The sequence below is a fragment of the Streptomyces sp. NPDC003248 genome (assembly GCF_055563235.1).
The window spans coordinates 227,877-241,486 of record NZ_JBVHDT010000009.1 but is presented as its reverse complement, the minus strand read 5'-3'; the positions used below and the strand labels follow the sequence as shown (position 1 = coordinate 241,486).

Below are 13,610 nucleotides of genomic sequence, written 5' to 3'. Positions count from 1 at the left end.
CTGAGCCCACGCCGGCGGCTGGTGCTTCGGAGTGACATGGTGCTTCGACCGCCGGTGGAACCGATGCTGGCGCAGGCCCGCGACAGCCTGCCCCCGCCCAGCGCGCTCCCGGGCGAACTCATATTTCAGCCGAAGTGGGACGGCTACAGGGCGATCTTGTTTACTCCCTGTCCGTCGCCCGGACCGGTGCTGCTGCAGTCTCGCCGGGGGACTCTCATCCAGGGGCGGTTCCCTGACCTGGTGAGCGCGGCGTCCAGCCTGCCTCACGGCCTGGTCCTCGATGGCGAACTGGTCGTACTTGCCGGTGAGCGACTTTCGTTCGAGGCCCTCCAGCGACGTGCGGCCTCCGGGGGGCTGACTGCTGCCCGGCTTGCCGGGGAGTTGCCGGCCCACTTCGTTGTGTTCGACGCCCTTCAGATCGATGGGCGTGAACTCTTGCGGACGCCGTACGTCGAGCGACGTGTTTGCCTGGAGGCCATGTTCACCGAGCGCCGCCTGAGTGATCCCTGGAGGCTGTGCCCGGAGACGACTGACATTGCCCTCGCGCAGGAGTGGTTTACCTCCTGGACCCAGGTTCCCGGCATCGAGGGCCTCGTGATCCGGGGCAGCCAGCAGCGCTACCTCCCCGGAGCACGAGCGCTCATCAAGGTGCGCCGTCGGGACACGACGGAGGCCATCGTGGGGGCGATCACCGGCGCGCCGCGCCGCCCTCAGACCCTGCTGCTGGGGCGTTTCGATCAGAGCGGGGTCCTGCGTCCCGTAGGCCGGAGCACACCGGTGCGGCCGGACGCCGCCCGGCAACTGGCCGGGCAGCTGACGCTTGCAGGGCCGGACCACCCATGGGAAGGCGTGCGGTTCACCACCTCGTGGGGCTCGCGTACCCCACTTGATGTCGTACTGGTCCAGCCCGACTTGGTGGCTGAGATCGTGGTCGACACGTCTCAAGACCGCGGGGGATGGCGCCACCCGGTTCGTTTCGCCCGGCTTCGCTCGGACGTCACCGTCAGGGACGTGCCTCCCTTCGGTGCGGGTGCCATACCGTCCGCAGGATGACCAGAGCCTCCGGGCCCGCAGATGACGGACCGGCGCGTTGCAGGCAATCCCGGTAGTTGTCCTTTGTCATCCAATCGAGGCGTTTGACAGCGAACCCAGCCGTTTCGGCTTCTCTGACAGTGAATCTAGTCGTGAGGGCTGAGCAGCCTCGATCCCGATAGCCTGGAGACTGAATCGTGCGGGCACGGGGGGATGATGGTTCGAGCACTTCTGCTTGGAGTTGGGACCTTCGAGAGCGCGGTCGACGGAGAGTGGAGTCCCACGTCGGAGGGGTTGCTTCCGCTGCCGTCGGTTGAACCGCAGGTGCGTGAACTCGCCGTGGTGCTCTCGCGCTTCGACGGGCTGAACGTCAGTGAACCGTTGATCGACGCGGACTGGGTCAGCGTTCAGGAGAGCTGGCAGCATCTGCGGCACGATTCGGTGGGCCGGCCGCGTATCGTTCACTTTGCCGGTCACGGGGTCTCTCGTGGCCGGGTCTTGTACCTGCCCGTGCACGACAGCCGTCCGACCGACCTCCCGGAGTCGGCGATCGATGTCGGCCGTTGGCTGAACGAGGTCGAGCACGGCTCCAACCAATCTCCCGTCCTATTCCTGCTCGATGTTTGCGGTGCAGGGGCCGCGACGGACTACCAGCTATTCCAGGACGTTCCCGAGGGCGACCGAAAGACCTGGGTGATTGCGGCCTGCACGGCGGACGAGAGCGCCTTCGACGCACGGTTCACCAAGGCCACAGCCCAGGCGCTGGAACGGCTCCGCTTGGGGCACTGGGACATCTCTCCCACTCTGTCCCACGTGCCGGTGGAGGCTGTCGCCGACGAGATCGCGCGGGAGCTGGTCTGCCTCGGCGAAGGGTATCCGCAGACCGTGGTGCACTCGCCGCGCCGGGCTGCCTCGTTGACGGTACCGGAGTTCTTCGCCAACCCGGCGTTCAGCACTGACGGCTGGCAGCGTCTTCGGAGCCGACTACGGTTTGCAGTGCGGGAACTGGCGGCGGAGTTCGACCCCGGCCTGGACCCAGTGCACTTCCTCACCCGGGCGTCCGGCCGCCTGGACGACGCCGCTGCGATGACGGGCTGCCTCTTCACTGGACGGACACGTGAGCTGACCCAGATTCGCTCCTGGTTGGCGAGCGACGAACCCCTGTTGCTGGTCACCGGAAGCCCTGGCGCCGGAAAGTCGGCGCTACTGGGGGTGACGGTCTTCCTGGCGCACAACCAGCTCGCCGAGCTGAGTACCGGGCTGGTTGGCCGCATTCGTGCTCAGTACCGCCCAGAGCGTCGGTACCCGACTCTTGTCGCGGTCCACGCCCGGCACCGGAGCACGGACGAGGTGATCGCATCGATCATGGTTCAACTGTCTCCCGAGGACGCGGAGCCAGCCGCCGCTAGCAGTGAGCAAGCTCTAGACGACCTCAAACGCATCGCCCAGGACCTGCCGGAACCGGTGGTACTCATCCTCGATGCCATTGACGAAGCCCTGGAGAGCGGCCACATCGCCCGCTATCTGCTCCCCGACCTCCTGCGCACGCTCCGCTCTGACGGCCGCCCCGCCTTCCGGGCACTCGTGGGGATGCGCCCGCCGAAGGCGGACGGCCACCGGTTCTGCGAGGTGCCCGGTGACCACGCGATGGTGCTCGACCTGGACACCTCCTCCAATGTCGAGGACCTCGCGGACGACCTCACGACCTACATCGCCGACATCCTGTACAGCGCACCCGGTTACAACGACCAGGCCCTTCGCGAGTCCGTAGCCCGTGCGGTCGCTACCGAGATCGCTCATAGCCCCGATCGCAGCACCTTCCTCGTCGCAGCACTCTTCGCCGACTTCCTGCGAACCGGTGCACCTCTGAATCCCGCGGAGGCGGTCGCCCAACTGCCGCAGAACCTGCCGCACCTGCTCGAACTGCACCTGCGGACCACGCTGGACGGCGACCCGTGGATGCGGCACTTGATGGTGGGGCTGGCACAAGCGCGAGGGCAGGGTATGCCGCTGGACCTTGTGGCCGCAGCCGCCGCCGCTGCCGCCATGGCCGCGGGTCAGGAGCTCCGCCCGCTGACCCCGGCCGAGGCCCGCGAGAAGCTGGCTACCGCCCGCTTCTATCTACGAACGAACATCGACTCGGACGGACGTCAGCTCTACCGGTTCTTCCACGAGACGATCACCGAGCACTTCCGTGACGCCGGGGCCGAACTCGACGGGCTCGCCGACACGCTCTTTCACGAGCTATTGTCGACCGTCCCCGGGCGGTGGGCCGCTGAAGGGCCTCGGTGGGACCTTGCCGCACCGTATCTGCTGCGACATCTCATGGAGCATGCCGTCGCTGTCCCGGGCGGATCCGCGGTCGACCAGCTGTTCCTAGACCCGGAGTACCTAGTCCGCGCCGACCACGCCGGCATCTGGGACGCCGCCCACAGGACGAAGACCCCCACGGCGCGGCGGGCCGGAGTCGCGTACCGGAAGGCATTCGACCGCTCCGACCTCGGCAGCCTCTTCGGCCAGCGCATACCGCTGGAGACGCGACGTGCCAGGCTTCAGCAGAGCCTCGTGACCTACCACGCGGCCGAGCTCGCACGCCGTCTCCACGACGAACGGACCCCGCTCCGCACGCACTGGAGCACGGGCTTGCCTGAGGAGTCCCTGCTGTACGTCATCAGCGAGGACGAGTTGGGCGCCGCCGTGTCAGCCCTCGCCCTGGGAGCCGTCGATCGACGGCTCCTCGCCGTGTTCGGCGGCACCGATGGCTCCCTCCAAGCGTGGGACATCACACCGAGCCCTGACAGCGCGGTCCCGTACTTCTCGGCTCCGAGAACAGACAAGGGCGCCATCACCCAAATGGCGATCGCGGATCTGGATGAGCGGTCAGTCATCGCCGCGGTGACTGACCAAAACGCTCTTCTGCTGTACGACCTCGCAACGGGTGCGCTCGTCGCCGACACACGCCTCGACGGCGCGACAGTCTCAGCCTTGGCGGTCGTCGGCACCGGCGACGAAACGGCTCTTGCAGTCGGTCGAGTCAGTGGCGAGATCAGCCTGGTCGGCCTGCTCGGCGAGTCGTTCGGCAGGATCTTCGACACTGTCGAAGCCGGGGGCGCCGCCATCGGTTCGTTGCTCGGCGAGGAGTCCGCAGACGGCTCCCTCGCCTTCCACTGCGTTTCCGCTGAGTCTCAGGCACATGGGCCGAGGGTGCTGCGGAATCTGGGCGAGCGGCCCGTCATCATATCGTCGGGGGGACGGCTCCAGGAGGTGCGGATCCAGCCCATCAACGCGCGCACCCCGCTGTTCTCCCTTATCGCCTACCACCCCAGCATGTATGCGGTAAGGGTGAAGGGTGAGACTGTCCACTTCGTCACGGAGGCCAAAGACCGCGGGCTGACACTCGCAGACATCCGTCATGTAGACCGCTTTCAGCTCGCGCTGACCGCCCATCGCGACGGCAACATGCGGGTGTGGGACCTGGACGTTTGCCCGCAGTTCGGTCACGGCCAAAACCACTGGCAGCCTGCCACAATCCTCGGCACCATCCGGCTCGGCGGCTCGGAACTCGTCCTCAGCGCCGAACTCGCGTCTGGCGAGATCAAGGGCTGGGACCTGAGCACCGGCGCCGAGGATCATGAACTGACCGAACTGGGCGGGCTCAGCCATGCCGCCGTCGTGACGGCCGGCGATGCGTCCTACGTCGTCACAGTAACCACGGAGAATGAGCTCGACACCTGGAATGTCCGTGAGGACGCCTTGCAAAAAACGGTCCGCCTCCCCGCTCCGGCCACCGCGCTGGCAGCTGTGCCGCAAGGCGATTCCGTGTGGGCCGTGGTCGGCGGTGCCGACGGTGATATTCATGTGTGGGACACGAGCAAGGAGTCGCCTTCCCACGTCCTCACCGGCGTGGACGGACCGGTCACGGAGCTGGTCGCGGGCGACGTCGGCGGCGAGTCTCTCCTGATCAGCGTCCACAACGAACGCAGGGTCTGTCTCTGGTCCCTGGCTGACGGCACCCTGCGGCAATCGATCATGCTGGACCGGACCGGAGCGATCGCGATGCAAGGAGGACGCCTGCTCGCCGCCGAGCAATCGTCGGACGACGACCAAGTGCGGATCTGGGACCTTATGACGGCCTCCCTCGTGGGCTCTGTCTCCGTGGCCGGCCCACAGGTAATGACTGTCAGCCAAGTAAACGGCAGGCCGGTACTCGTGGCCGCTGTCAACGAGGCGGAAGTCCAGGCATGGGATGCCGAATCCGGCGATCCACTCGGATACCCGGCCCCAGTGCCCGATCGAGTGCACACGATCGCCCCCCACGAGAGCGGCGTGCTGGTAGGCAGCAAGGCAGGCCATGTCACGGCCCTCGGCTGGGCCTGCACCACAGCGGCGTCGGCACTCCGCCCGACGCGGCCGACCGTCCACGTCACCCACGTCCTGGCTTGGTTGCCGGGCGAACTGCTATGCGGCGATGCCCGCGCAGACGGATGGGAGTTGTACACCGTCGACGAATGGGAGGGAGGACTGCCGCCTTCCTTCGGCCTGGTCTACGCCCGCCCCATCACTGCGACGACGGCAGAACTCCACGATGCTCTCATCGACGTACTGACGCCCGACGGATTTGAGGCCGTGCGGCTGGAGGCACACTGGTACGAGATCAGCAACGTCAACGGCGTGACCAACGGCGGCCCGTGGCGATTCCCGGCCTACTCCGTTCATTGTCACTCGGAGGAAGGACCAGAGCAGTGACGATCCTCGCAGTGCACGGCATCGGCAACCACCTGAGCGGCCGGTCGCCGGAACAGGCAGCCACCCAACTAGCAGGACAGTGGCAGCTCAAACTTCAGCATGGGTTCACTGCCGCCGGGCTGGGCGCCCACCGACTCCCTGCCCTGCACGTCGCGTACTACGCTCACCACACCCACGCCGCGGAGCGGCAGGCCGTCGTGCCCGATGTACTTTCTCTCGACGATCGAGAACAGTCCATCGTCATCGCCTGGGCGCTGGCCCTAGGTTCACCCACCCTCCAGGAACGGCAGGGACTGATTACTGCACCACTGCGGCAGGTCCTGTCCTGGGTTTCCCGACGCCGCAACATCCCCATCGGTACGGTCATTCGGCTCGCTGTCCAACTGGCCGGTGAGGTCCGCCGCTACCTCCACGTTCCGCAGGTACGGGCTGCCGCCCGGTCCACCGTGGCCGAGTCGATCCGACGGGTCCGCCCCCACGTGGTGCTAGCGCATTCCCTCGGCTCCGTCATCGCGTACGAGGCTCTCCATGCCCACCCGGAATTGACCGTGGATTGCTTCGTGACCTTGGGCTCCCCCCTGGGCCTGCCGGGCGGGATTTTCGATCACCTGGTGCCCGCGCCAATCGCCGATCGGGGTGCCCGGCCTGCCGGGGTCCGCTACTGGGTGAACCTCGCCGACACAGGTGACCTCGTCGCGATTCCTCATCGGCTCGGCGACCGATTCCCCGTTGACCAGCACGCCGACACTCCGATTGGCCGTATCGACTTCCACACCTTCGGAGCGTACTTGTCCTCCCCGCTCACCGCTGCGGCAATCACTCCCTTCGTCCACAACCCGACGATCCCGGACCAGATCGCCTGAGACTTTCGGCAGTCTGCGTCTTAAATGATCCGGCGTCGCAGGTAACGCCCCTCCACGCAGGCAAACGACTCGATTGAATGGCAAAGGACAGTAGTTCGCCTGGGGCAGACAGGAAAGATCCGCGAAGGACTGGCCAACACTTCCAGCGGCATGTCAACGTAGACGACCTTCCCGGAAAAGCGCCAGGTCAGGAAGGTGATGGCGCGTGACGGTCGGCCGCTAGCCGCTTCTCCCGAGGTTCCTTCATTCCGAGACGCCGGCCGACATGCTGCGTCGCCGTCCAGAGGTGCCGGAGCCGCCCGACGCGTGCAGCGCGCCATGCTCCAGCTCTGCCTATTGGCTGGCCACCCATCCCCATGCAAGGAGCCTGTCCGTGCCGTCTACGGAAATGACCGTTGGAGATCTCATCGACCTGCTGTCCGCCTGCGACCGCGACGCCCCGGTCCGGCAGGCGATCAACCCGTTCTTCCCGATGGAGCACCGCCTCGCCCAGGTCGTCCAGTCCTTCGACGCAGCCGGGCAGACGGTCGTCCATCTCGCCGAGGGCAGCGATGAGCACAGCCAGCTCGGTGTCCTGCCGCCCGAGGTAGCCGTGACGCTGGCCTGGCAGTCTCCCGTCCAGCCACCGCGTCGGCCCCGCCGCACGGCTCGCGGCGGCCAGTAGATCCTCATCATCCTGGAGGTGCCCCTGAATCCCGACTTTCCCCTCGACCCCGCCGCACCCGATCGGACCCAGGCCGCGTACTGGGTGGGCCCCCGCCACCTGGCCGGCGACGACGGACGGCTCTACGACACCGTCGCCGACACCCTCACCGGCCTTGGCTGGATGAGCCTGACGATGGTCCGCGGCCGGCAGGAGCCGGACGAGGTACCGGAGGACCGACAGGTCGTACGCAGCACCGTCCTGCACCTCAGCCCCGACACCCTCCGATGGGCCCAGTGGGTTCTGGCGGACGAGCCGTTCCTGCTGGGGGACCTGCCAGTCGCCTGGCACGTGTCGGCTCGCACGGACACGGCCAGTCCGCTCGCGCAGTGGTCCGCGTACTTCACCCCCGACGTCCCCGGAGAGGCCGTCGTCGACTTTCTCGTCGCACTCGACGCACGGCAGCGCCCGGCCGAGAAGTTCGGCGGGACCGAGCTGGTCCTCGACGCCGTCACCACTCACGGCTGGCTCCTCGACATCGACCAGCCCCGTGCGGGAGCGATGGACGCGACCTTCACCTCCCACATCAGCTACGGCACGGTGCCGGCCCTCATTCAGGACGCCGACCCGCGCACCCTGACCGACGACACAGGGACGAGCCTGGACGGGTGGCAGGCATGGGCCGAGCCAGTGCTCGGCGCACGATGCCTGTGGGCCGCGTCGTTCAGCTCCAGCGTCCCCCACGACCTGGTCGCCGCCTTCGCAGGCTCGATCAGCTCCACCGCACCGGTCCTGCGCCGGGTGCTTCCCGCGAGCACCGAAGACCGGCTCCTGCGCGCTCCGGCCATCTGACGCCACGCGTCGTGATCCACAGGGACAGAGAGGAGAAATGAGGTCAGGGCCCTTGTGTGGCATCGACTGGTCGGAGCCCTCAATGGGGCATGTACCTAGCGGCCCTCCGCGTGCTATCGAAAGGCCCGGACACCCTCGAAGGTGTCCGGGCCTTTTCGCGCACCCGTCACATGTCTTGCGCTCATCAAGAACGCCAGAGATACGAATAAAGCGCCGCACGGGTATGGGTTGGCGCCGTAGGCTGACCTGTTCGCCCAGGAAGGCACGGGGAGTTGAAAGAATGAGCGAAGCCGAGAGCGAGTGGCGGCCAACCGAGCACGGAGCCAACATCGGACACTCGTCTGCCGTTATGGCCCACCGGAAGGTGGCTCTGGACGTTCACAGGCTTACCCATGAACGCGACTCCGGCCGGGCCGTCATAGACGCTCCGTATACGGTGATGGCACTACGCCACGTTTTGCGGGGCGTCGAGATGACACGCACACACGTGAAGACAGAAGCAGCTCGGCAGTTGGTCAGCGACGCCCTTGAGGCATTCGACCGTGCGGTGCCGGGCGGAAAACACGCCCGGGATGTAATCGAGCACTTCGACGAGTACGCCATGGGTGTCGGCAACCTGCAACAGCCCCAGGTGCGCAACTTCAGACAGCGGCAGCCGGACGATCAACTGTCTGAAGAATTCAGGCACCGTCTGGAGTGGGCCGGGACCAGTGACGAACGACGCCCCGTATACGTCGCCGGCCCCTACCGCATCGACATCCTGGCCGCGGAGGACGCCGCATTCCGGCTGATATGCGACACGTACGAGGCCCTACTGCTCGCCGAAGGACGGCCTGTCCCACGCGGGTGGGCGTACGAGGTCCAGCGCGGCTCGCTGCGATGTGAATGAAGGGCCATGCGACGGTGCCCCGCCAGGAACGCGCGGGGCGGGGCACCGAGCAGTGGGATTTTCAGCGGCCTGCGGTTGCCTTGGTGAGGGCCTTGTCGAGGTGCCGGTCGACGAGAGCGGGCGAACCGGAAACGACCACGAGGACGTTCCCGTCGCGGATCGCGGTCTGCTTCACCACCCTGTCGTGTCCGCCGGCGGAGAAGGCCAGCAGCTGGCTCCACTGCTCCTCGCCGAGGTGGGGCGATGCCGTCTTCTGGGTGGCGATGTCAACGGCGGAGCCGCCGACGAGGATTTGGTACTCGGGGCACCCGGCCATGGCGTCGAAGACCTCGACCATGCCGTCGGACAGCTTGGCGGGCGTGTCGCTGTACAGCTCCTCCGAGACCTCGGAGTCGCTGTGGCCGGCGTAGGTGAAGGAGGTCTTCGCCTGGCGGGGGAAGTCGAGCGATCCTCCGGTGGCCGCCTCGCCGCCGAGGTCGGAGAGGGCAGGGCAGCCGAGAACGGTGACGTCGTCATGCCGTGCAGGGAGCTCGGCCTTGCGGGTGTAGCCGCTGCCCAGGTCGCTCTCGTCGAGCAGGCGGGCGGTGAGTGCGGCCGACGACAGTGGGGTGCTGTTCACCTCATTGACGGCCGGGCTGCCGGAGGCGGCGGAGGACGACGGTGCAGGAAGTGCCGCGCTGTGGGGCGAGCAGGCGGGCAGGGCGAGCAGGGCAACGGCGGTGATGCCGACGGCGTTGGTGGCGACGCGAACGCGCACGACTTAACCCCTTGGTTCTGGGAGAAGGTTGGGCAGTGCGGGCCAGTGGGCCCTGTGGGGTCGTAGGGGTATAGGGGTCAGTGGCCGAGGTGGCGCAGGCAGTCCTCGAACGTGGCGTGCGTGGCATCGACCGACGCGGAGTTCCGGTTGTACCAGGCCGTGTCCAGGCGCCTCTCCTGCTGCTGGTGACCGGCGCGGCAGCGCAGCCAAAGCTCATCTTGGGTCGAGATGATGATCCAGTCCCGGTACGCGCCGCACTCCGCGCAGGTGACGACCTCGCCGTCCAGGACGAGAGGCCGCAGCCAGGGCATCATCCGGCCGGCGACCTGGTCGTGGCTCGGGACCCGCAGATCCGGCGGCAGGAAGTCGTCCACCTCGGCCACTGGCTCGGACAGCTGCACGCCAGGCTGCGGCATCGGAGGCGTGGGGAGGGGCATGCGCTGCCACATCTCCCACATCTCCTCGTGCCGGCGCTGCATCTCGATGTCGAACACATCCGGCTTGCGGCGGCGTATCCGATCAAACACGCTGGCTCCTCCTGCGCCTCGTCCTGCTCGCGTCATGATCGTCCTCGAAGGCATGTGACCTGTTCAACTCGCAAAGTCCACAGTCACGACCGGCCTCGCCGGGCGGTGGTCCGGCCCTGCTCCGCGCGTCCGGTGCGGCTGGTCAGGTGCTCCGTCCCGCGGTCGGCGGTCACGGCATTGCTGGTGTCGGCGGGCAGGTCGGCACTACGGCGCAGGCGCCAAACCAGCACGTCGCTGACGGATTCCGCGGTGTCGAGTTCCCTGCGTCCGGCGGCATCGGCGAGGAGCGCGGTGGCGTTGTGGCCGGCGGCTTCGGCGTCGGCGAGGGTGGCTGCGAGCGCGTACCAGCCGGGCTCGGCCAGGACCTGGTCCGCCAACTCCGGCACAGCCTCACGCAGCACGGCCGTCTGCCGCTGCAGGAGAGGGTGGCCCAAGCGCCGGCCGCGCTGGTAGAGGGCGCCCAGCGGCTGGGCGGCGGCGGCCTGGTAGGCGGCACGAAGGTGTTCGGCGGCTTGACGGGCGGAGGCAGCTTGCTGAGCGTGGCCCTTCTTCGCGTGCCAGTGCATGGCCGCGGTGACGAGGAAGAACAACATGTCGATCGCCATCGCGGTGGTTGCCCCGTCCTCCCCGCGGCCGAGCGCGGGCCCGCTGAGGACCAGGTCGCGGGCGGCCTGCCGCAGCGCCCGGTCGTGGCCGCGCTCGGCCCGGAAGTGCGAACGGGAGGCCCGCTCGAAGGCGAGGGCGGCCTCGCGCAGTTGAGTCCGGGTGTGGGCGGCGGAGGTCTTGGCGAGCGCGTCCAGGACCTCGCCGGCCGAGGCGATGTGAGCGGCGGCGACCGCGTCGTCGCCTTCCTCGATGACGATCAGTGCCTGCCATGCCGCGGAGGCAGTGCCGCGGCGCGCGGTGGACGGGGCGCCGGGCGCCGTGCGTGACGGCGCAGCGACTGAACCGCTGGCCTGGTCGTCGTCGGCGGACCAGCGTTCGCGGATGCGGGGCAGCGACAGGTCCGGGGCAAGTCTGGACCCCGAGTAGAAGATGGGTTCGCCGTCCTTGTTGCGGTCGTCGGGCAGCGCGACGGTGTAGCCCAGCAGGTCACCGGAGGGTGCGATCCGCCGCCGGATGAGCAGGCCGGCAGCGGCGAGCCGGTCGAAGAACTCCCTCTCACCGGTGGCTCCGGCCACGGCCCGGCGAACGGTTTCACGCAGTTCCTCGCGCGGGGTGCGTTCCCGCTGCTGTCGTTCGGCCTTGTGGCGCTCGGCGCTGGTCGGCCGCTGGGCGGCGGTGCCGTCCCCGGTGTTGAGCCGCTTGAGGCCGTACTCGGCTTCGATCAGACGGGCTTCGGCCTGAGCGCGTCCCGCGTCGTTGTTCAGGCGGGGCCTACGGCCGTCCTCCCGGACGAGGGTGGCGATGATGTGGATGTGGTCGTCGGCGTGGCGGATGGCCGCCCAGCGGCAGGCGGCGGCGTCGCCGTCGGGGGCGATGCCGGTGGCCGCGACCATGCGCCGGGCGATCTCGCCCCACTGCTCGTCGGAGAGTACGGGGTCCTCTGGCGCGGCACGCACCGACAGATGCCACACATGCTTGGCCGGGCGACGGCTGGGGGCGAGGGCTTCGACCGGCTGGTCGAGGAGCTTCTGCAACTCCGTGTACGTCGCCTGCGGGTCGCGGCCGGGGTCTGGCGCCAGGCTGTCCCAGGCGGCCACGAGGTGCGGGTCGACGTGTTCCTCGTGCGTGCCCGGCCCGTACAGGTAGTACAGCAGCCCGATGGTGCGTGTCCCGCGCTTGTGGACTCTGGGGATCATGCGACGTGGTTCTCGGTGTCCAGGTAGTGCTGGGTGAAGGTCTCCACCCGCTTGGCGGCGCGGTGGACGGCGTCGAGGACGGCTCGGGTGTGCGGGACGTCGGCGCCGGCGTTGGTGGCCTTGGCCACCTGGTTGAGGTTGTTGCCGATCTGGCCGAGGTGCCGGCGTACGGCGAACAGCTCGGTCAGCACTTCTCGTTCGGTGGCGATCTCGGCAGCGGCGCGGTCGAGGTCACGGGCTGCTTTGAGGGCGGCGTAGGCGAGGAAGCTGGCGACGCTCATGCGGCAGGCGGACGCGGCGCGGACGAGGAGCTGGTACTCGTCGTCGTTCATACGGCAGCTGGGCTGACGCATGCGCTTGTGCTCGTCACGCAGGCGCTCGCGCTGGCGCACGTGTGGCTTCGGCGGCGCGGCGTGCTCGCAGTACGCGGTGTGGCACGTGTGCGGCAGCCCCCCTTCTGGATGCGGTCCGCCTTCGGTCGCACCCTGGTGGACCGGCACCTCCCGGTGCCGGTCCGCTCCCGCCATTCCAGAGGCGGGGGAGGCAAGAGCATTGCTCCCGACGGGAGCAATGCTCTTGCGATAACTTGCTCGCCCCCAGACCGAGTTGGGGTCCCGAGCAGGATCCGGGGTGGCGCTGTTCTCGTTCGGGTTCGTCATCGGCTGTCGGGCCTCGCCGTACGGAGCTGCCGCTGGATGGTGGCGGCCAGATCGAGAACGGAGGCCGGTCCGTGCAGGAGCTGGACCGGCCCGTTCGGCACCTGCTGGACGAGCCACTGGCCGGTCGGGACGGGCACCATGGCGTAGACGAGGTGCCGGCGGACCAGGACGGTGGCCCACGCAGCCGCCTCGGTGGCCATGTGCCGCGACGGAGGGTTGGGGTGGGAAACCACGGGATGCCTCTCGGTACGGGGCGGTGGCCCGGGGTGCGCCGGGCCACCAAAGGGGGACAGGGGGAGTGACCTGCTGGTTTGCAGGGTCAGCCGCACTCGGGGCAGCGTCCGACGTGGCCGCTGAGCGCCCGGGCCATCCGCGCCTTCGTTGAAGCGGCGTACGTCGAGCTGGCCTTCGCCGACGGCTTGCCGGCATGCCGCCTGGAGTGGGCGCTCAGATAGCCGATCTCCCGCTCGTATTCCTCACGCATGGCGGCGAACTGCGGGCAGGTCCTCATGGTGTGGTGCTCCTTGTCGTCGTGTTGCTGTTTGGGCTGCGCAGGGCTGCCAGGACCAGGCTGAGTCGGTCGTTTCGGCCGCCGGGGAGCTTCTCGCGGCGGATGATCTCCCTGAGCTGGACTCGAGTCACGGCCGCGTTGCCGTCCCGTTCCAGCAGCGCGGGCACGTGGGGGCGGATCAGCTCGACCAGCTGGTCGATGTCCTGCTCCGGCTCACGCGCCGGACGCTGAGCCTGCGGGCCGCGGGACCGGCTACTGCGCTTGCTCTTCCCCTTTGCCTTGGGGGCCGGCGTCCGGCGCAGGGGAACCTGGGCCCTCCGGTCCCCGGT

General features: G+C 68.3%; 12 protein-coding genes and 1 pseudogene. 6 read left to right on the top strand and 7 right to left on the bottom strand.

What is annotated here, in order from left to right; genetic code table 11:
• Nucleotides 1–63: 63 nt before the first annotated feature.
• From ACZ3KJ_RS22420 to ACZ3KJ_RS22395, 6 genes are all read left to right on the top strand, one after another.
• Nucleotides 64–1,053 carry an ATP-dependent DNA ligase gene (locus ACZ3KJ_RS22420; RefSeq protein WP_467529473.1) on the top strand — a complete coding sequence of 330 codons (990 nt, stop codon included), beginning with the start codon at nt 64–66 and terminating at the stop codon, nt 1,051–1,053.
• 303 nt (nt 1,054–1,356) lie between these two features.
• Entirely contained in the window at nt 1,357–5,778 is a 4,422-nt protein-coding gene (locus ACZ3KJ_RS22415) for an AAA family ATPase (RefSeq protein ID WP_467529374.1), read from the top strand.
• A complete protein-coding gene (locus ACZ3KJ_RS22410) occupies nt 5,775–6,641 on the top strand; it encodes a serine peptidase (protein WP_467529373.1) in 867 nt (288 codons plus the stop codon). The genes ACZ3KJ_RS22415 and ACZ3KJ_RS22410 overlap by 4 nt, the downstream gene beginning before the upstream one ends.
• A 373-nt stretch (nt 6,642–7,014) precedes the next feature.
• Nucleotides 7,015–7,305 carry a hypothetical protein gene (locus ACZ3KJ_RS22405; protein WP_365170429.1) on the top strand — a complete coding sequence of 97 codons (291 nt, stop codon included), beginning with the start codon at nt 7,015–7,017 and terminating at the stop codon, nt 7,303–7,305.
• A gap of 12 nt (nt 7,306–7,317) precedes the next feature.
• Nucleotides 7,318–8,136 (top strand): SPDY domain-containing protein, encoded by an 819-nt coding sequence (locus tag ACZ3KJ_RS22400; protein WP_365170432.1) that lies wholly within the window; start codon nt 7,318–7,320, stop codon nt 8,134–8,136.
• Between the two features lie 280 nt (nt 8,137–8,416).
• Nucleotides 8,417–9,025 carry a hypothetical protein gene (locus tag ACZ3KJ_RS22395; protein ID WP_467529371.1) on the top strand — a complete coding sequence of 203 codons (609 nt, stop codon included), beginning with the start codon at nt 8,417–8,419 and terminating at the stop codon, nt 9,023–9,025.
• A gap of 61 nt (nt 9,026–9,086) precedes the next feature.
• Here the strand turns inward: ACZ3KJ_RS22395 and ACZ3KJ_RS22390 are convergent, their stop codons facing one another.
• The 7 genes and pseudogenes from ACZ3KJ_RS22390 to ACZ3KJ_RS22360 all read right to left on the bottom strand — a co-directional run.
• Nucleotides 9,087–9,782: a hypothetical protein gene (locus ACZ3KJ_RS22390; protein WP_467529369.1), complete on the bottom strand. Its 696-nt coding sequence runs from the start codon at nt 9,780–9,782 to the stop codon at nt 9,087–9,089.
• Nucleotides 9,783–9,859: 77 nt separating this feature from the next.
• Complete coding sequence (locus ACZ3KJ_RS22385; RefSeq protein WP_467529471.1) at nt 9,860–10,219, bottom strand: hypothetical protein; 360 nt, start codon at nt 10,217–10,219, stop codon at nt 9,860–9,862.
• A 173-nt stretch (nt 10,220–10,392) separates the two neighbouring features.
• Nucleotides 10,393–12,111, bottom strand: coding sequence for a relaxase/mobilization nuclease domain-containing protein (locus ACZ3KJ_RS22380; protein ID WP_351348558.1), 1,719 nt, complete (start codon nt 12,109–12,111; stop codon nt 10,393–10,395).
• Nucleotides 12,108–12,464 (bottom strand): plasmid mobilization protein, encoded by a 357-nt coding sequence (locus tag ACZ3KJ_RS22375; RefSeq protein ID WP_466386199.1) that lies wholly within the window; start codon nt 12,462–12,464, stop codon nt 12,108–12,110. The genes ACZ3KJ_RS22380 and ACZ3KJ_RS22375 overlap by 4 nt, the downstream gene beginning before the upstream one ends.
• Before the next feature lie 302 nt (nt 12,465–12,766).
• Nucleotides 12,767–12,970 carry a hypothetical protein gene (locus ACZ3KJ_RS22370; RefSeq protein WP_058083009.1) on the bottom strand — a complete coding sequence of 68 codons (204 nt, stop codon included), beginning with the start codon at nt 12,968–12,970 and terminating at the stop codon, nt 12,767–12,769.
• 119 nt (nt 12,971–13,089) lie between these two features.
• Nucleotides 13,090–13,281, bottom strand: a complete 192-nt coding sequence (locus tag ACZ3KJ_RS22365; RefSeq protein WP_467529366.1) for a hypothetical protein — start codon at nt 13,279–13,281, stop codon at nt 13,090–13,092.
• Nucleotides 13,278–13,610, bottom strand: a pseudogene (locus ACZ3KJ_RS22360) (hypothetical protein); the annotation flags it as partial. The pseudogene ACZ3KJ_RS22360 and the gene ACZ3KJ_RS22365, both read right to left, overlap by 4 nt.